This window comes from Flavobacterium sp. GW821-FHT12A05, from assembly GCF_058807735.1.
Map to the genome: position 1 here is coordinate 93,303 of NZ_JBXAQY010000010.1, position 18,761 is coordinate 112,063.

The following is an 18,761-nucleotide window of genomic DNA, read 5'->3' on the forward strand; positions in this document are numbered from 1 at the left end:
AATTGTAACCGAGTTGGACTGGCTTGAACAGCTATCAGTAACCGTTAGTGTATAAGTTCCCGCAGGCAGATTCGAAACCGAAGCTGTAGTTCCCACTGAAACATTCGATGCGTTTTTCCAGGAATACGTTACTGTTCCTACTGTATTTGTTACAGCTCCCGCAGTTACTGTTCCGGTGCTTGCGCCAAAACAAGTTACATTAGTTTTAGACGAAGCAGCTAGGGCCAGAGCCGCACTCGGCTGCGCAATTGTAACCGAGTTGGACTGGCTTGAACAGCTATCAGTAACCGTTAGTGTATAAGTTCCCGCAGGCAGATTCGAAACTGAAGCTGTATTTCCAACAGAAACATTCGATGCGTTTTTCCAGGAATACGTTACTGTCCCTACCGCATTTGTTACGGTTCCGGCAGATACCGTTCCAGTGCTTGTCCCAAAGCAGGTAATATCTGTTTTAGAAGAAGATGCCAAAGCTAAAGCGGCACTCGGTTGTGCAATTGTAACGGAATTAGTTTGTGAAGAACAATTATCAGTAACTGTCAAAGTATAAGTTCCCGCAGGCAGATTCGAAACTGAAGCTGTATTTCCCACTGAAACATTAGATGCGTTTTTCCAGGAATACGTTACTGTTCCCACGGCATTTGTTACGGCTCCAGCTGTTACCGTTCCAGTGCTTGCACCAAAACAAGTAATGTCTGTTTTAGAAGATGCTGCTAAAGCTAAAGCGGCACTTGGTTGCGTAATTGTAACCGAATTAGTTTGTGAAGAACAATTATCAGTAACCGTTAGAGTATAAGTTCCCGCAGGCAGATTCGAAACCGAAGCTGTAGTTCCCACTGAAACATTCGATGCGTTTTTCCAGGAATACGTTACTGTTCCCACTGAATTTGTTACGGCTCCAGCTGTTACTGTTCCTGTGCTTGCGCCAAAACAAATTACATTAGTTTTAGATGAAGCAGCTAGCGCCAGAGCCGCACTCGGCTGCGTAATCGTAACCGAGTTGGACTGGCTTGAACAGCTATCAGTAACCGTTAGTGTATAAGTTCCCGCAGGCAGATTCGAAACCGAAGCTGTAGTTCCCACAGAAACATTTGAAGCGTTTTTCCAGGAATAGGTTACTGTTCCCACAGCATTTGTTACAGCTCCCGCAGTTACTGTTCCAGTACTTGCACCAAAACAAGTAATGTCTGTTTTAGACGAAGCGGCTAAAGCTAAAGCTGCCGCTGGCTGTGTGATAGTAAAAGTCTTAGTAAGTGTACAAAGATTAGCATCTTTAATAGTAACAATATAAGTTCCAACAGTCAGGTTTGTGGCAGTTGGCGTTGTTTGTACCGGTGTAGTATTCCAAGAATACGTATATGCGCCCGTACCACCAGATGCTGTTACTGTGGCTGAACCTGTTGCACCTCCAAAACAATTAATATTGGTTTGTGAAGTCGTGGCAGATAAAACAGTCGTTGGTTCTGTTATTACAACTTGTTTCGTATTGCTGCAGCCTTTTGAATCCGTAACGGTTACGGTATAAGTTCCGGCAGCTAAATTACTTGCCGTTGCAGTAGTTTGAACCGGAGTTGTATTCCACGAATAGGTATACGGAGCAGTTCCGCCAGAAGCTGTTACCGCAGCAGATCCTGTTGCAGTACCTTTGCATTTTACATCTAAGTGCGATGCCGTTGTTTCTGTAATTACAATATTAGTCTGGCTTACTACAACTGGTTTTATATCATAACATCCAGATTGAGTATTAAGCCCTTTTATGTAATATGTTCCAACAGTTGCGGCAGTTGGCGTGTTGTACGGAATTGTTGCCGCAGCATCTTGCCAATAGCTAAACGTTAATCCAGAAGTACTTCCGGCAGTAATGGCAGGTAAAGTAATATTGGTTGTTCCGTTAGCACATATTGGGGCCGGATTTGTAATGACCAGCGTATTTGTTGCAAAACTTTTTGCTTTTAAAAATACACCCGCATCCCATTTCTGGTCATACGCATCGGCAATTGCCATTTTAATTTTATAGTTTTTTCCCGGAGTAACAGCATAAGTTGCAGTTAAAACAACAGTAGCTCCGTCAAATTCCATTGTTGCAGAACCCAAAGGATTATTAGAGTAATACGCCACATTATGATCTGGAAAAGAAACATTATCCACATTTGTTCCTGCTGAGTGAATATTGTTGATCGTTACCGCATCACCATTTGGCAGCTGGGCAAGATTTATGGCGTTGTTGGTGTAAGGTCCGGTTATTCCAAATCCGCTTAAAAAGAATCCAAAAGCGTCATTGTAGTTGGTATGAACATATTCCAGATATTCTTCAGACGCAAAAACAAATTTAAATTCAACCAGATTTCCATCCGGAATAAAATCAAATTCCAATATCGAAGCGTCATGCATCGTTTTTCCTGAAATTGTGGTTAAATCCGGATCACTTGCCTCTTCTACCATTTCGTCTGTTTTATTCGTGTAGGTGTTAGGACCCATGGCAGAGCTGATTCTTCCAGTAGATAAAAGCAAACCTTCATCAATAGGAAAATTAGATGTTGCTTTGCTGTAATAACCCAATTGTCGGTTTCCAGCAGTCGAAGACCAAGTGTGGTTATTCCACGTCCAGGTATTGTTCGTATTTTTTTTGTAATATCCAAAACGGACATTGTTAATAGTTAAACAGCCCGATGTTAAAACATTTCGAACCAATTGATCGGCTGTGTAGCCGTTGTAACCTGCAGATGGATTAGCAACATCAATCGAACCAGCCGCTGCTGCAAGAGCACTTGCTGTTTCAGTCTTTGATGTTGTTTTCGATGTTACTTTGCCAGCTGGTAAAGTATTTCCAACTCGCACAGGAACTTCCTGTGCCGATACTGTAGAACAATAGAACGAAAAATTTAAAGCTAGAATCAAAATAAATTTTAATCTAATTTTAAGAAACACTTCATTCGGATTGTTTTTGTGAAATAGGAAAATATACTTACAACCTTTAATCAATTTCCCTACTTCTTTTAGAGTAGATTTAGTTCTCATATATTAGGATTTTGTTTTTGAAGTATTTGTTATATTTTAACAGAATCAAAATTATATTAGAGTTTTTCTATTTAAATTTTTTTATCTGTAACTAACCTAAAAACTCGTTTAAGTGCTCTTTTTTTGTCAAAAATTGACTCAAAAAAAAATTTTTTTGACTGATTTGGACAAAATTTAATATCGAATTTTCTTTCTTTTTTAATGAAAATGAGCTAGTTTTTATTTATTTAAATAACTAATAATCAATTATTTAGTTAATTTATTGCTGATATAGAAAATATCGACCAAGTGTATGTTTTAATGGATGAAGTACATTTTTTGCTAAAAATCAAAAAACGATTTTGATGGATTGTTAAAACTTTAAGGATAATTTATACTTGTTAAATTTTGCTTATACTGTTAACAGAATTAAAAAAAGAAGAAGTATTAAAATAACTTTTGTAAATTAGAACTTAAATAAAATCGCGGTCCGTTTTTGCGGTTTTTTAAACCTTCTGCTTATGAAAAATTTAATTTTAATACGTCATGCAAAATCAAGTTGGGAAGCTCCTTTAAAAGATTTCGACAGGCCTTTACAAAAGAGAGGGATTTTAGACGCGCATGAAGTTTCGACACATATTTCAAAATATCTGCCAAAGACTTATATAGTATGGAGCAGTACTGCGGCACGAGCTTCAGAAACGGCTTTAATATTTGCACAAAACATTTCGTATCCTATAGAAAGTATTGTTTATAGAGATGACCTGTATACTTTTGATGAAAGACAACTCGAAAAGGTTATTAAATCATGTGATAATAGTTTCGAAAGCGTTATTCTTTTTGGACATAACGAGGCTATTACAAATTTTGTTAATAAATTTGGGGATGTTTTTATCGATAATGTTCCAACTTCTGGCTTTGTATCACTGCAATTTGATTCAGAAAGCTGGGACTCAATTAATAAAGGCAAAACACATAAAACCATATTCCCCAAAGACTTAAAATAATTACAGTGTACGAACAGAAATATATCGATAGAGAAAAAAGCTGGTTAGCGTTTAATGCAAGAGTACTTCAGGAAGCAGGCGACAATACGGTGCCTCTTTTAGACAGACTGCGTTTTGTTGGAATTTTTTCAAACAATTTAGATGAGTTTTTTAGAGTTCGATATGCCGCGATTCGAAGATTGAGCCTTTCCGGAATTTCCGGCGAAAAATATTTAGGCGGTGTTTCTGCTCATCAATTAATTAAAGATATTACCGAAATCGTAATTCAGCAGCAATCTGAAAGTTTACGTATTTTAGGCAATATCGAAACAGAACTCGAAGCCGAAAATATTTTTATTATTAATGAAGACCAGGTTACAGAAAAGCAGGAATGCTTTTTAAAGGACTTTTTTATGCAAAAATTAAGTCCGGAATTGGTAACCATTATCTTAAATGATCTTGCAGAATTCCCAGTATTAAAAGATACTTTAGGTTATTTGGCAGTACGTTTAGAACTGAATAATGATAAAGTTCGTTATGCTGTTATTGAAATCCCTAAAACAATCAACAGATTTGTGGTACTTCCATCAGAAGACGACAAACAATATGTAATATTAATCGATGATGTAATTCGACTTAAACTGAAAAACATCTTCAATATATTCGATTATAAAACGGTTTCGGCGCACATGATTAAAATCACGCGTGATGCACAGTTAGATATCGACAGTGATTTGAGTAAAAGTATGCTCGAAAAAATTGCTACTTCGGTAAAAGACCGCCGAATAGGAGAACCGGTTCGTTTTATTTACGATAGTTTAATCGAAGATGATACGTTGCGCTTCTTCTTAGATAAAATGAAAATTGTTGAAACAGATAGTATAATTCCGGGAGGAAGATATCATAATCGTCGTGATTATATGAGTTTTCCAAACTTAGGACGTTACGATTTATTATACAAACCAAATGAACCTTTACCGGTTCCGGGTTTGAGTCTTGACGGAAGTATCCTGGAAAAAATCAATAAAAAAGATTATTTACTGCACGCGCCTTATCAGTCATTTTCGTATTTGACTAAATTTTTGCGTGAAGCCGCTTTAGACCCGAAAGTAACCAGTATCAAGATTACGTTGTATCGTTTGGCTAAGAACTCTCAGATTATCAGTTCGCTGATTAATGCAGCAAAAAATGGTAAAAAAGTAGTGGTTCAAATTGAGCTTCAGGCACGTTTTGATGAGGCTTCGAATATTTCCTACGCAGAGCAAATGCAGACCGAAGGAATCGAACTTATTTTTGGAATAAAAGGTCTTAAAGTACACAGTAAAATTTGCGTGATCGAAAGAACCGAAGAAGGAAAATCACGTCGTTACGGATTTATTTCGACAGGAAACTTCAACGAATCTACGGCTAAAATTTATACAGATGTTACGCTGTTTACCTGTCATCAGGGAATTTTGAAAGACATTTCTAAAATATTCGAATTTTTCGATATTAATTATAGAGTACACAGATACAAACATTTAATTGTATCGCCGCATTATACAAGAACAAAATTCGTAAAATTAATTGATCGTGAAATTCTTCATGCATTAGCCGGACGAAAAACATTCATTAAATTAAAAATGAACAGTTTGTCTGATTTTAAAATGATCGATAAATTGTATGAAGCAAGTAATGCAGGAGTAAAAATTCAGCTTCAGGTAAGAGGAATCTGCTCTCTAATTCCTGGAATTCCGGGAATGAGCGAAAACATCGAAGCCATCAGTATAGTCGATAACTATTTAGAACATTCCAGAATTTATATTTTTGGAAACGCAGGTTTAAACGAAGTATACATTTCCTCAGCTGATTTTATGACCAGAAACCTTGACGGAAGAGTAGAAGTAACCTGTCCTGTGTATGACCTTGAAATTAAAAAAGAACTAATCGATAATTTCAATATTGCCTGGAAAGGAAACGTAAAAGTAAGATACCACTCTTATAAATTAGATAATAAATATAAGCCTAGAAATCATCATGCCCCATTTAGAGCCCAGTTTGAAACCTATAAATATTATCAAAATAAAATTTCGGTACTAGAAGAGGTTCCTCAAAAAGTAGACTAAATACATTAACTAAATTACAAAATCATAAAGTGAGCATGATTAATATAAGGAAATTTGCAGCAATAGATATCGGTTCGAATGCCATGAGGCTTCTGATATCCAATGTTGTAGAACAGGATGGAAAAGAACCCCAGTTTAATAAAAGTTCACTTGTTCGTGTGCCAATCCGTTTGGGACAAGACGCCTTTACAGTAGGCGAAATTTCAGAAGAAAATATAGATCGAATGGTCGATGCCATGAAAGCATTTAACCTTTTGATGAAAGTACATAAAGTAGAACGTTATATGGCATTTGCAACATCGGCAATGCGCGAAGCCTATAATGCGAAAGAAGTCGTAGCTTTAATTAAGAAAAAAGCCGACATCAAAATCGAAATTATCGATGGTAAAAAAGAAGCGGCAATTATCGCTTCTACAGATTTACACCATTTATTAAAAACAGATGAAACCTATCTTTTTGTAGATGTGGGCGGTGGAAGTACCGAATTTACTTTATTCTCTGATGGAAAAATGATTAATTCAAGATCCTTTAAAGCCGGAACCGTTCGTTTATTGAATAATATGGTTCACGATGTGGTTTGGGATGAAATCGAAAAATGGATTAAAACCAACACAGCAGATTATGATGAGGTAACCCTTATTGGTTCTGGAGGAAACATCAATAAATTATTTAAAATGTCCGGAAAACAGCAGGAAAAACCGCTTTCGTACATTTACATTAATTCTCAATACGCTTTTTTAAATTCACTGACGTACGAACAAAGAATCGCCGAATTAGGATTGAATTCTGACCGTGCCGACGTTATTATTCACGCCACACGCATTTACCTCAATGCGATGAAATGGAGTGGAGCCCGCCAGATTTTTGTACCAAAAATTGGACTTTCTGACGGAATCGTAAAAGCAATGTATTACGGTAAAATTTAAAAAAAAAGAGTGCCACAGATTAAAGGATTTTCACAGATTAAAATAAAAAATAATCTATTGAAATCTTTTAATCTGTGGCAAAAAAAATATAATCAGCATAATTTTAATAAATGAATAAAACTAGACTTGAAGCCTTTAGTGATGGTGTTTTGGCAATTATCATAACCATTATGATTCTGGAAATTAAAGTGCCGGAAGGAAACGAATTTGCCGATTTAAAACCGCTTATTCCTAAATTTTTAAGTTATGTACTAAGTTTTATTTACGTTGGAATTTACTGGAACAATCATCATTATTTAATTCACAGCCTTACCAAAATCAACGGTAAAATCCTGTGGGCAAATCTGCATTTGCTTTTCTGGCTGTCTTTAATTCCGGTTGCAACCGGATGGATGGGAGAGCACAATTTTGCAAAAGCATCTATGGCTTTGTATGGAACCGTATTGCTGTTATCTTCAATAGCTTACTTTATATTACAGCGCATTATAATTGTCAGCGAAGGCAGCGATTCGATAATTGCAAAAGCGATAGGAAAAGATGTAAAAGGCAATGCTTCTTCTGTTTTGTATTTAATTGGAATCGTTTTCTCGTTTTATAACGAATGGATTTCTGGCGCGGCTTATATAACTGTGGCTTTATTGTGGTTAATCCCCGATAAAAGAATAGAAAAAGCCTTTGCTTCAAAGAATTAATTGGAATTGACAATGAAAACCATTTTTCAGTCTATTCAGGATTTTTCTAAAGAAGAATTAGATCTTTTAGATGATTTAATAACGTTTCGTACGCTTAAAAAAGGAGAATTGTTATTGACCGAAAATCAGGTTTGTAATGAAGTTGTATTTATCGAAAGCGGTATTCTGCGTTCCTTTTTTTTTAATCATAAAGGTGACGAAATCACCAATTGTTTTGCTTTCGAAAATGAATTTATGGCCTCGTTTGCCAGTTTTATAACCCAGGAAAAGGCCGAAGAAAATGTTCAGGCTTTGGTCGATACCAAATTGCAGGTTTTAAATCGAAAAGCTCTCGAAAAACTCTATCAGTCAGGTTTTAACTGGCAGGAAACAGGGAGAAAACTAACCGAAATAGAATTTGTAAACCTGCAGAAAAGAATGATTTCTTTTCAAAAACTCTCCGGTGCGCAGCGTTATGAAGAGTTGTTTAAAAACCATCAAAAGTATTTAAAGTTAATTCCGCTTCAATATCTGGCTTCCTATTTGGGCGTTACACCAAGACACTTAAGCCGAATTAGAAAAGCAGTTACAAGTTTCTAAAATAAAAATTACGCATAGTTTTTACTTTTAAAACAAAGGATTAGATTTAAAAAATAATCATTAAAATCTTTTTGATCTGTGGCAAAAAAAATAAGTTTTTCAGGACATTTGTCCAGTAAAATAAATAAGCCGAATAGTATTTTTGAAAAAAGATTGATATGAAAAAAATACTGATTATAAACGGACACCCAAATCCCGACAGCTTTAATTTTGGCATTGCTGCCGAATATCAAAAAGGAGCAATCGAGTCAGGAGCAGTTGTAGAAACCATTACAATTGCCTCTCTAAACTTCAACCCTAATTTACAGTTTGGTTATCAAAAACGCACAGAACTAGAACCAGATTTATTAGAATCCTGGGAAAAAATAAAAAGAGCCGATCATCTAGTTTGGGTACATCCGGTTTGGTGGGGCGGACTTCCGGCCATTACAAAAGGGTTTATAGATCGATTATTCCTTCCCGGAATGGCATTTCAATATCGCGAAAATTCAGTTTGGTGGGATAAGCTCTTAAAAGGAAAAACAGCCCATATTATTACAACTTTAGATCAGCCAGGCTGGTATTATTGGTTTTCTTTTGGAAGGCCGAGTGTAAATCAATTAAAGAAATCTACTTTGGAATTCTGTGGTGTAAAACCCGTAAAAGTAACTTACATCGGAATCATAAAAGGTTCTCATGATCTCCAAAGAGCAAAATGGCTCGAAAAAGTTTATAATTTGGGATTGAAAAACAAATAGATTTTTTGCCACTAATTACACGAATTTCACTAATTTCTTTATGCTGAAACTTTAAATTAATTCGCGAAAATTCGTGTAATTCGCGGCAAAAAAACTACGTAGATATATCCAATCCAAATGTTGAACGTAAAAGATCGATGTTTGGATTGATTTCATGTAAACGATTGTATCTGTCCTGATCGTTTAAACTTCTTTTAGTTTCAAGTGTTTCGTTTACAACTACTTCAATTGTGATGTCATGATTGTGTAAATGACCTCTTAAATGTCCTAAAAGAGCATTAATCTGGCTTTCAAATTCCAGCTTAGATCCTTCATTTGGAAGTTCGTAAATAATGTTGGTTCCCTTTAAAACAGGATCGTTGATTAATAAGATCGATTCCATGATCTTTAAACCTTTTTGACCTAAACGCTCTGCATATTTATTCCACTGAACAAGCATTTCGGTTTCGGTAAATTCCTCAGTAGGTAAAACAGAAGTGGTAGTAGGCTTAACGTAATTTTTACTGTTTGCCTCCATTTCTTTTTTCTTGCGAATACTCGCCAAAGAAAATGCCGAAACTTTTGTTTCACCGCCTATTTCAGCTCGAGGAGCAACAGGAGTTTCAACTTTAGGAGTTTCTGCAGCAGGAGCTTCGTTTGTGGTATTTATAGGATTAGCACTGCCATTGTCGTTTTGATTGACATTGACATTTTGATTGCCATTGCTGTTTTCTTCCTTATTTGGAATTTGGGACTTTAAATTTGGAACTTCAACAATTGAGAAACTTCCATTTTTATAATAGGTAGGAGGAATTATGTATTGCTCAACTTTTTTTTTTCTCCATCAAAGTTGATAGAGGCCAATTGCATCAAGCATAATTCAACTAAAAGGCGCTGATTTTGACTTAATTTATATTTTAAATCGCAGTCGTTTGCAATGTCAATTCCCTTTAATAAAAATTCTTGAGAACATTTTTGAGATTGAACGCCATACATTTGCTGTGCTTGCTCTCCAACTTCAAGTAAAGCAATAGTGGCAGGAGTTTTACTGACTAGTAAATCTCTAAAATGAGAAGCTAATCCGGCAATAAAATGATGTCCGTCAAAACCTTTTGCAAGAATGTCGTTGTATGCAATTAATAGATCCGGAATTTTATTTTCCAGAATCAAATCGGTAATACTAATGTAGGTTTCGTAATCTAAAACGTTTAGGTTTTCGGTTACGGCCTGACGCGTTAAATTGGTACCGCAATACGAAACCACACGGTCAAAAATAGATAAAGCGTCACGCATTGCACCATCTGCCTTTTGAGCAATAATGTGCAAAGCATCGTCTTCAAAATTTATTCCCTGACTTTGGGCAACATCAGCCAAATGTTCTTTAGCATCTTTTACCGTAATTCTTTTGAAATCAAATATCTGACAGCGAGATAAAATCGTTGGAATGATTTTGTGTTTTTCGGTTGTCGCTAAAATAAAAATAGCATGTTTTGGCGGTTCTTCTAATGTTTTAAGAAAAGCATTAAAAGCAGCCGAAGACAACATGTGAACCTCGTCAATAATATATACTTTATATTGTCCGGTTTGCGGCGGGATTCGAACCTGATCAATAAGGTTTCGAATATCATCAACCGAGTTGTTTGAAGCAGCATCTAACTCAAAAACGTTAAAAGCAAAATCTTCATTTGGATCATCATATCCAGGCTGATTTATTTTTCGAGCCAAAATACGTGCACAAGTAGTTTTTCCAACTCCACGCGGTCCTGTAAATAAAAGAGCAGAAGCAAGGTGATTGCTGTCAATAGCATTCAACAAAGTGTTGGTAATGGCTTTTTGTCCCACAACATCCTTAAAGGTCTGCGGGCGATATTTACGAGCCGATACTACAAATTGTTCCATATTCTTTTTTATTCGATAGCAAATATAGGCCGAAAATTACCAAATCACAAATCTGAAAATCATAAATATTGGACTGTTTTTTTGATGGGTTTGAATGTGAGGAAGTAAGATATTTAAATTACACATTTTAGATATAAGTGCGAAAAAAATTGAACACTGATAAAACAGATCCGCTAAAGCGAAAACGCGGATTTGCGCGGATTTTTTTAATTGTAGATTTGTCTTCCTGAGCGAAGTCGAAGGATCGCAATCATCATCGACAATCAAAGTCTTTGCGAGGAACGAAGCAATCTCACTAAAAAATGTTATTTTTAATTATAAAAATCCAGAAGTAGTAAGAATTTACTAAAAAGAAAGCAATGAAAGTTATTTCGATTATTTTAAAATCAATGATTCCTTTACTGATACTATTTGGAATTTCTAAAATTACATCACAAACCATGAATGCAACTCAAGCCGATTATTTGAAAATTTCAGATCAGTTTTCTAAGAAAGATTTTGAGAGGGTAAAAAGTTTTATTTTAGAAAAAGGGAATAGAAAAACCTATCGAAACTACGACAATAACAATCCTTATTATGATTTCGGGAAATTTCAGGTTTATTTAGGAGCCGATACTGGTCAGGCCAATATTAACAATGATTCTAAAGTATCAGATTTTAATGAAATGACTTTAAAAGATGATAATCAATATTATAAAATTTTGATTGTTAGAAAAGGTGATATTGACGCTTCAAAAAAAGGAATTCTAAACGGAATGGATGAAGATGAAGTTTATTTTGTCGATGTTTATCAAGCAGGATTAGATAAAAATTTAGATGTTTTATCCAGTTATTTAAAATTGATGAAGGATTTAAAATAACAGCTTTATTTTAAGAATAGATAAAGTTTTTTAAATTGAAATAAAAAGAATGTGTTGAATTTAATTTATTGATAGATAATCATTTGCATTCTGTGCTATTATAAAAGTTTTGAATTTAAAAATTCAGGACTTTTTTTATGCTCTAATTTTAAGAAATCAATAATAATTAAAAATGTAAGATTATTTTGTAATATTTAATTAAATTATTCGTTAACTTAGAAGATTAATTAATTTAAAAAAGATATCATTATGAAAATTAGATCGATTTTATTGGGGATGAGTTTTGCTTTTTTATTAGTGGCTTGTGGACCTAAAGATGCAGATATTCAAAAAGAAATTACTGCAAAATTAACCGAATTGCCTGGCGTTTCAGTGACTGTAGAGAAAGGTGTTGCGACTATTTCGGGTACTTGTAAAGATGATGCTTTCAAACAAAATGCAGAAAGCATAATAAAAGGAATAAAAGGTGTTAAATCGGTAGTGAATAATTGTGAGATCCCGGCTCCGGAACCTGTAGTTGCAGCTCCTGTAGAAATTAATCCTGATGCTGTTTTAACGACTTCAGTAAATGAGGTTGTAAAAACGTACAGCGGTGTAACGGCTGCAGTTAAAGACGGTGTGGTTACACTTACCGGAGATATCAAAAGAAGCCAATTGCAGAATTTGATAAAAAGCGTTCAGGAATTGAAACCTAAAAAAGTAGAAAACAAATTAACTATTAAATAATTGATGTTATGAGTTTAAAAGATAAATACAAAGAGTTAACAGATTTAGCTTCTAATTTAGGAGTAGCTGATTTACAGGTAAGAGAACAAGATAACGTGCTGTACGTTGACGGAACAGCAAAATCTGCAGATGATAAAGAAAAACTTTGGGCTGCTTACGGAAAAATAGATCCGGATTTTAGATCGGCAGATGTAGTGATGAATATTGAAGTTTCAGAAGGTGTTTCGACAGAATATACAGTTGTTGGCGGTGATTCTTTATCAAAAATTGGAAAAGCACACGGCGTTTCATGGCAGGCTATTTATGAAGCCAATAAAGATATTATTAAAAACCCTGACGTTATTCAGCCAGGCTGGAAATTGAAAATACCAACAGCATAATTTATTTAAGTTGTGTGTTTTAAAAGTCCGTCGTAATGATGGGCTTTTTTTGGTTTTAACCGCAAAGTTTATTTTCATTTTATGTCATTGCGAGGAACGAAGCAATCACACTTTTGAGAAAGTTTTTTTAACCGCAAAGAGCCCAAAGACTTTCCTTATTTTATGTCATCCCGAGGGACGAGGGATTTCCTCTGAAAATTCCGAAAAGACAAGAAATTCTCCTCTCTCGGCATGACAAAATTGTAGTTTTTTTGAAAATGGAAAAAGATAATTTTTCTTTTGAAACAGAATGCCTAGCCCTGATAGCAGCGAAAATCCTTTTGTGTCTCGTTTCTTTAACGAGACACAAAAGATTGAAGCGAATAGCAGGAAATAGCTCCTTAAAAACTATCTTCCCCTAATACTTAAATCAAATAAAAACTTTGCAGTTTCCTGATCTGAATCGGCGGAAAAACCTGCTACATAAACTCCTTTTTTGCCCGTAGTGGACTTAATTCCGTAAACAACTGCCTCATCGCCTGGGTCCGAATCCCCTTCGTATCGATACACATGAACAATTTCAAATTTCTCAGGATTTTTTTTAATCATATCAGCATTTCGATTAAAATCGCATGTAAATCCTTTTTCATTTAATTGATCTAAAGCCTTTGAAACAGTTGCGTAATGATACATTCTTTTCATGATAACTGAATTTAAAATTATAGATTTTTAAAGATAACTATTTTAAAATTAAAAAGTTATGATAAATCTCATAAAATCCGAAATTTAAAATCAATATTGTTAGTCTTTAAATCGTTACTTTTGCAGCGCAGACCGCCTTATCGCTGTTCCTGTTAATAGGAAGAGAGGAAAGTCCGGACACCACAGAGAAGCATAGCGGGTAACGCCCGTCGGTTTCTCCCGATAGCTATCGGGAGGGATTAGGACAAGTGCAGCAGAAAGTATGTACAGGTAATGCTGTAGTGAAACCAGGTAAACTCTATGCGGTGAAATACCAAGTATATCAGCATTTAAGGGCTTCTCGTCCGTTGTTGAAGGGTAGGTAGCTTGAGTTCCGAAGTAATTCGGAATCTAGATAAATGATAAGGCCTTGATTTATCGAGGACAGAATCCGGCTTATAGGTCTGCATTTTTTATATATTTGTGAAACTATCTTAACCTGTTTTCATGAATATAACCACTCCAAAGCCTTCTCCAAAAGCGAACAAAAGCATTTTTCATGCTGTAATTACCAATCTTACTTTTTGGGTTTTGATAGCTATTATTGCCGGGATTTTACTCGGACATTTTTCGCCCGAAAATGGCGTAAAAATGAAAATTGTTGGGGAAAGATTCGTTGATCTGATCAAGCTTTTTATTGGACCCATTATTTTCCTAACTATTGTTTTGGGAATTTCCGGAATGGGAAACTTAAAGAAAGTGGGCCGAATTGGCGTAAAAGCTTTGGCTTATTTTGAGGTAGTTTCTACCGTAGCATTGGCGATAGGCGTTGCGATTGCTTATTTCTTTCAACCCGGAAAAATTGACAAATCGGGATTAACTTTGGGCGATGCCAGCCAGTATACAAATGGCAGTGCAAAGGATTTTTCGTGGCTTCAGTTTTTCTTTTCTAATTTTACTTTACAGGTTTTGCTGGCAGCCATTATCTGTGGTATTGCGCTGAATTTTTATAAAAAAAGAGAACAGACTATTTTGGTTTTGGAACGAATTTCAAACGTAGTTTTCCTCGGATTAAAATATGTAATGTATCTCGCGCCAATTGGTGCTTTTGGAGGAATGGCCTACACAATTGGAAAGTTCGGATTAGCCACTTTGATTCCGCTGGGAAAATTGATGCTTTGCGTTTATCTTACCATGGCACTTTTTGTCTTTTTTATTTTAGGAACCATTCTGAGATATTATAAAATAAGTATTCTTTCGATTTTAAAATACATTAAAGAAGAGCTTTTACTGGTTTTAGGAACTTCGTCTTCCGAAGCCGCTCTGCCGAGTATTATGGTAAAACTCGAAAGAATGGGCTGCAGTAAATCGGTAGTTGGGTTGGTGATTCCTACGGGTTATTCATTTAATCTCGACGGAACTTCGATTTATTTATCGATGTCAGTAATATTTCTGGCTCAGTTATATGATGTTCATTTGAGTTTTTTCGAAATATTAACGGTTATCGGAATTTTGATGATTACGTCAAAAGGCGCGGCAGGCGTAACCGGAAGCGGTTTTATAGTGTTAGCTTCGACTTTAACGGCACTGCATAAAATTCCGGTTGAAGGTTTGGCGTTTTTATTGGGAGTTGATAAATTTATGAGCGAAGCCAGAGCGATTACAAATCTGATAGGAAATACAGTGGCAACGATTATAATTTCGAAAACAGAACACGATTTTACGGAACTTGATTTGAATCCTGTTTTAGAAGAGTAATCGATATTGGCACACGAATTTAACGGATTTTGTCATTGCGAGGAACGAAGCAATCTTATTTGCTTAGTTACTTACTTTTGTTAGTGCGGTTGCTTCGTTCCTCGCAATGACATGGAATTTAAAAATTGTAATTTAAAATCTTATGAAAAGAATTGGAATTTTAGGACTTGGCGGAGTAGGAGGCTACTTTGGCGGTTTATTAGCTAAAGAATATCACAATTCAAATGATGTTGAAGTCATTTTTATTGCGCGTGGTGAAACTCAAAAAGCGATTACCGAAAACGGATTAAAGATCGTAACAGACGATTCTGAAACAATTGTTCATCCTAAATTGGTTTCCAATAATCCGTTGGAAATTGGTGAATTGGACTATTTAATCTGTGCGACTAAAACCTATGATATTGAAGAAAGTTTGACTTCTTTGAAAAGTTGTATAAAGAAAGAAACCATAATTCTTCCTTTATACAACGGTGTTGACGCGCCCGAAAGAATTCAAAAATTGTTTCCTGAAAATGAAGTGCTGCAAGGTTGTGTGTATATTATTTCGATGATTTTTTCACCAGGAACGATTCGTAAAATTGGTTTTTATGAAAAGTTATTTTTTGGTTCTAAAACCGCATCATATTCCAAATTAGAAGAATTACAAAATATACTGCAAAAGGCAAAAATTGAAAGCAGTTTAGTTGAAAATATAGAAGAAACCGTTTGGGAGAAATTTATCTTTATTTCGGCATTGGCTTCGGCGACTTCTTATTTAGACCAAAATATTGGTGACATTTTAAACAATTCTGATTCGAAAGTAACGTATATTGAATTGCTTCATGAAATTGAAGATGTCGCTCAGGCAAAAGGATTGAAGTTACCTCATGACATTGTAGCACAAACCATTCAGAAATTAGAAAAATCGCCTAAAGAAGCTACTTCGTCTATGCATAGAGATTTTCTGGCCGGCAAAAATACCGAAGCCGTTTCGCTTACTCAATTTGTTGTAAACGAAGGAAAGAAATACGGTGTAAAAACACCACTTTATGAAAAGATTGCCAGCGTTTTAGTCAAGTAATTTTTTCTTTTAAACACATAGAATTCTTATAAATGCAATTCTATGTGTTTAGAAAAATGTGCTAAGATTCGTCTTTTGTTGTGCGTACCAAACTGATTCCGGACGTAAAAAAAACGATTCCTAAAATACCATAAATAAGCAGCGATTTTACATCTCTGGTTTCTCCAGAAGTTCCGGCAAAAATTACAGCCGTATATATAAGTCCTACTATTCCGAGAATTGTCAGTAATCCTCCGAAAAATCTTTTTAGGTTCATGATTTTAGAATTTAAGTTCCTAACAAATGTATAATGGTAATCGTTATCGATTGTTATACAATTGTTTAGTAAACTTATATGATTTGCAGGGTCACTTTTGAATTTTAAATTCCAAACCAATATTTCGAACACTTTCAATGCTGATTTTAGGATCTGAATTAAAATATTTTCTAAGCCTGCTGATGAAAACATCCATGCTTCGGCCTGAGAAATAATCATCTTTTTTCCAAACCGACATTAAAATTTCGTCTCTTTTTAATAACTGATTGTGGTTTAGATATAAGTATTCAATAAGAGCAGCTTCTTTCTCTGTAAGCTGCTGCACGTGGTTTTTATTATTGAGCGTTAAACGTTCGTTATCAAAAATATATGAACCAATTTCAATTGCATTATTTCCGTCCAGACTTTTCTTTTGCTCGATTCTTTTTAGGATATTCTGTAAACGTAGAACAAGTTCGTCGACTTCAAAAGGTTTTGCTATATAGTCGTCCGCGCCTAGTTTTAAACCAATAATTTTGTCTTCTTTTAACTTTCTGGCTGTTAGAAAAATAAAAGGAGTTTCGGGATTGATTGTAATTATTTTTTCGGCCAATGAAAATCCGTCTAATTTGGGCATCATAACATCCAACACACAAATGTCAAAAGTCTGGGTTTTAAAATAGTTTAAAGCTATTTCGCCATTTTCTGCCCATGTTACTTCAAATTGATGCAGTTCTAAGTATTGTTTTAAAATAGCTGCAAAATCAAAATCGTCTTCGGCTAAAAGTAATTTTTTCAAAATAAGGGAATTAAACTTTTAATAAAATAGTAAACTGAGTTCCTTTTCCTAAATCGCTGATAACGTTAACAGATCCCTGATGCGCTTTTACGATTTGAGCAACATAATACAATCCTAAACCTAAACCTTTTGTATTGTGGAGATTTCCTTGTTCTACACGATAAAATTTCTCAAAAAGAAGGGATTGTTTGTTTTTTGCAATTCCAATTCCGTTGTCTTCAATACTTATAGAGAACTGGTTATCAGTTTGTTTTGTTTTTATTGAAATCGTGTTGGAGCCGTATTTTACAGCATTTTCCAAAACATTTAAAAGAGCCGTTGTTAAATGAAATTTATCCAGAACTAAAATGGTTTTTTGAGTCTGAAAATCAGTTTTAATAGCAACTTTCGGAAACGTAATTTTAAAATCATCTATAATAGTCTGCAGAAAATCTTCGGTTTCGATTTTTTCTTTTTGCAGTTCGATTTCGTTTTCGGCCAATGAATTTGCCATAACCTGATCGATTAAACTTTGCAGACGATTGTTTTGACGCGAAATCGTATTGACAATGGTATTGAAATTTTCGTCGTTGTCGCGAATGTTTTTCTGCTCCAGAATTTTAGTCGAAATCCCTAAAGTAGCCAAAGGCGTTTTGAGTTCGTGCGTAATATTATTGATAAAATCTGTTTTTACGTCGCTTACTTTTTTCTGTTTAATTAAAGCTTTTAAAGCAATTATAAACAATGTTATAAGCGTTATAATCGAGAATAGAGATAAAGCGAGGACAAAGGCCATACGTCTTAAAATAATCATTTCCCAATCGATAACCGAAACGTACATAGAATCTTCGGTTAATAATTTATAATCCTGATTTTCAAAAGTTCCGTTTGTGGTTCCAACATAGCTGCGAACTAAAAAAGCGTGATTTAAGGAAGCCAGATTTCCGTATAATTTATTATGGATAAAAGGTTTTTCAGAAAAAATAGTATCGGCTTTTTTTGGGTTTTTGTATAAAATAAATTTGTTGAGAACAATGGCGAAATCAATTTTGAAATTGGGTAAATCTCGTTCAAATTTTCTTTGAATTTCCTGCGTTAACGAACTTTGAGACTGATTTTCTAAAATTTCATTTTTAATATCCACTTTAGAATTTTTCCCCTTAATATATTGCTCTGATAATTGTTTGTAAAGTGCCTCTTTTTTAGAAACCAATGCCGAATCAATATCGCTGTAATTATTGGTAATCTGAGCAATTTCATTTTTAATCTGTGTATGAAACTGCGCCACTTTGTAATCGTAAGCGGTTTTTACCAAATAACATTGCACGGTCGATAAAACGATCAACGCGACAACCGAAAATGCTATCAATAAATTGATTCTTTGTTTCATTTCTTTTTTTTTTGGCC

At 34.8% G+C, this 18,761-nt stretch carries 19 protein-coding genes and 1 other RNA gene; 13 read left to right on the forward strand and 7 right to left on the reverse strand.

Annotation, left to right across the window (positions count from 1 at the left end; genetic code table 11):
• Window positions 1-3,015, reverse strand: a 3,015-nt coding sequence (locus AC1RRQ_RS21285; RefSeq protein ID WP_493024976.1) for a choice-of-anchor L domain-containing protein, incomplete at its 3' end; no start/stop codon positions are given.
• A 500-nt stretch (window positions 3,016-3,515) separates the two neighbouring features.
• Here AC1RRQ_RS21285 and AC1RRQ_RS21290 point away from each other — a divergent pair.
• The 6 genes from AC1RRQ_RS21290 to AC1RRQ_RS21315 all read left to right on the forward strand — a co-directional run bounded on the left by AC1RRQ_RS21290 (window position 3,516) and on the right by AC1RRQ_RS21315 (window position 9,019).
• Window positions 3,516-4,001, forward strand: a complete 486-nt coding sequence (locus tag AC1RRQ_RS21290; protein ID WP_493024977.1) for a SixA phosphatase family protein — start codon at window positions 3,516-3,518, stop codon at window positions 3,999-4,001.
• A gap of 5 nt (window positions 4,002-4,006) precedes the next feature.
• Complete coding sequence (gene ppk1 / locus AC1RRQ_RS21295) at window positions 4,007-6,085, forward strand: polyphosphate kinase 1 (protein WP_493024978.1); 2,079 nt, start codon at window positions 4,007-4,009, stop codon at window positions 6,083-6,085.
• A gap of 35 nt (window positions 6,086-6,120) precedes the next feature.
• Window positions 6,121-7,011: a Ppx/GppA phosphatase family protein gene (locus AC1RRQ_RS21300; RefSeq protein ID WP_071638707.1), complete on the forward strand. Its 891-nt coding sequence runs from the start codon at window positions 6,121-6,123 to the stop codon at window positions 7,009-7,011.
• Window positions 7,012-7,121: 110 nt separating this feature from the next.
• On the forward strand, window positions 7,122-7,703 hold the full coding sequence (locus AC1RRQ_RS21305; RefSeq protein ID WP_493024979.1) for a TMEM175 family protein: 582 nt from the start codon (window positions 7,122-7,124) through the stop codon (window positions 7,701-7,703).
• Between the two features lie 12 nt (window positions 7,704-7,715).
• Window positions 7,716-8,282, forward strand: coding sequence for a Crp/Fnr family transcriptional regulator (locus AC1RRQ_RS21310; protein WP_493024980.1), 567 nt, complete (start codon window positions 7,716-7,718; stop codon window positions 8,280-8,282).
• Window positions 8,283-8,440: 158 nt separating this feature from the next.
• On the forward strand, window positions 8,441-9,019 hold the full coding sequence (locus tag AC1RRQ_RS21315) for an NAD(P)H-dependent oxidoreductase (RefSeq protein ID WP_493024981.1): 579 nt from the start codon (window positions 8,441-8,443) through the stop codon (window positions 9,017-9,019).
• Window positions 9,020-9,113: 94 nt separating this feature from the next.
• On the opposite strand, the gene AC1RRQ_RS21320 is transcribed toward AC1RRQ_RS21315, so the two are convergent.
• On the reverse strand, window positions 9,114-9,536 hold the full coding sequence (locus tag AC1RRQ_RS21320) for a DUF8439 domain-containing protein (RefSeq protein WP_493024982.1): 423 nt from the start codon (window positions 9,534-9,536) through the stop codon (window positions 9,114-9,116).
• Window positions 9,537-9,546: 10 nt separating this feature from the next.
• On the opposite strand from AC1RRQ_RS21320, the gene AC1RRQ_RS21325 reads away from it, so the two are divergent.
• The gene (locus tag AC1RRQ_RS21325; RefSeq protein ID WP_493024983.1) at window positions 9,547-9,696 is read left to right on the forward strand and encodes a hypothetical protein; all 150 of its coding nucleotides are present in this window, start codon (window positions 9,547-9,549) and stop codon (window positions 9,694-9,696) included.
• A gap of 115 nt (window positions 9,697-9,811) precedes the next feature.
• Here the strand turns inward: AC1RRQ_RS21325 and dnaX are convergent, their stop codons facing one another.
• The gene (gene dnaX, locus AC1RRQ_RS21330) at window positions 9,812-10,897 is read right to left on the reverse strand and encodes a DNA polymerase III subunit gamma/tau (RefSeq protein ID WP_493024984.1); all 1,086 of its coding nucleotides are present in this window, start codon (window positions 10,895-10,897) and stop codon (window positions 9,812-9,814) included.
• A gap of 359 nt (window positions 10,898-11,256) precedes the next feature.
• Here dnaX and AC1RRQ_RS21335 point away from each other — a divergent pair, with 359 nt between their 5' ends.
• The 3 genes from AC1RRQ_RS21335 to AC1RRQ_RS21345 all read left to right on the forward strand — a co-directional run bounded on the left by AC1RRQ_RS21335 (window position 11,257) and on the right by AC1RRQ_RS21345 (window position 12,863).
• Window positions 11,257-11,757 (forward strand): hypothetical protein, encoded by a 501-nt coding sequence (locus tag AC1RRQ_RS21335; RefSeq protein ID WP_493024985.1) that lies wholly within the window; start codon window positions 11,257-11,259, stop codon window positions 11,755-11,757.
• A gap of 249 nt (window positions 11,758-12,006) precedes the next feature.
• Window positions 12,007-12,483, forward strand: coding sequence for a BON domain-containing protein (locus AC1RRQ_RS21340; protein ID WP_493024986.1), 477 nt, complete (start codon window positions 12,007-12,009; stop codon window positions 12,481-12,483).
• An 8-nt stretch (window positions 12,484-12,491) separates the two neighbouring features.
• On the forward strand, window positions 12,492-12,863 hold the full coding sequence (locus AC1RRQ_RS21345; RefSeq protein ID WP_493024987.1) for a LysM peptidoglycan-binding domain-containing protein: 372 nt from the start codon (window positions 12,492-12,494) through the stop codon (window positions 12,861-12,863).
• A gap of 387 nt (window positions 12,864-13,250) precedes the next feature.
• Here the strand turns inward: AC1RRQ_RS21345 and AC1RRQ_RS21350 are convergent, their stop codons facing one another.
• Window positions 13,251-13,544: an SH3 domain-containing protein gene (locus AC1RRQ_RS21350; protein WP_071638698.1), complete on the reverse strand. Its 294-nt coding sequence runs from the start codon at window positions 13,542-13,544 to the stop codon at window positions 13,251-13,253.
• Between the two features lie 124 nt (window positions 13,545-13,668).
• On the opposite strand from AC1RRQ_RS21350, the gene rnpB reads away from it, so the two are divergent.
• The 3 genes from rnpB (at window position 13,669) to AC1RRQ_RS21365 (ending at window position 16,341) form a co-directional block, all read left to right on the forward strand.
• An RNA gene (gene rnpB, locus AC1RRQ_RS21355) (RNase P RNA component class A) lies at window positions 13,669-13,998 on the forward strand.
• A 32-nt stretch (window positions 13,999-14,030) separates the two neighbouring features.
• Window positions 14,031-15,281 carry a cation:dicarboxylate symporter family transporter gene (locus AC1RRQ_RS21360; protein ID WP_493024988.1) on the forward strand — a complete coding sequence of 417 codons (1,251 nt, stop codon included), beginning with the start codon at window positions 14,031-14,033 and terminating at the stop codon, window positions 15,279-15,281.
• A 142-nt stretch (window positions 15,282-15,423) separates the two neighbouring features.
• Window positions 15,424-16,341, forward strand: coding sequence for a ketopantoate reductase family protein (locus AC1RRQ_RS21365; protein ID WP_493024989.1), 918 nt, complete (start codon window positions 15,424-15,426; stop codon window positions 16,339-16,341).
• Window positions 16,342-16,402: 61 nt separating this feature from the next.
• Here AC1RRQ_RS21365 and AC1RRQ_RS21370 read toward each other — a convergent pair whose 3' ends face one another.
• The 3 genes from AC1RRQ_RS21370 to AC1RRQ_RS21380 all read right to left on the reverse strand — a co-directional run bounded on the left by AC1RRQ_RS21370 (window position 16,403) and on the right by AC1RRQ_RS21380 (window position 18,744).
• Window positions 16,403-16,597: a hypothetical protein gene (locus tag AC1RRQ_RS21370; RefSeq protein WP_493024990.1), complete on the reverse strand. Its 195-nt coding sequence runs from the start codon at window positions 16,595-16,597 to the stop codon at window positions 16,403-16,405.
• Window positions 16,598-16,688: 91 nt separating this feature from the next.
• Window positions 16,689-17,375 carry a response regulator transcription factor gene (locus AC1RRQ_RS21375; RefSeq protein ID WP_493024991.1) on the reverse strand — a complete coding sequence of 229 codons (687 nt, stop codon included), beginning with the start codon at window positions 17,373-17,375 and terminating at the stop codon, window positions 16,689-16,691.
• Window positions 17,376-17,385: 10 nt separating this feature from the next.
• A complete protein-coding gene (locus tag AC1RRQ_RS21380) occupies window positions 17,386-18,744 on the reverse strand; it encodes a sensor histidine kinase (RefSeq protein WP_493024992.1) in 1,359 nt (452 codons plus the stop codon).
• Window positions 18,745-18,761 lie beyond the last annotated feature (17 nt).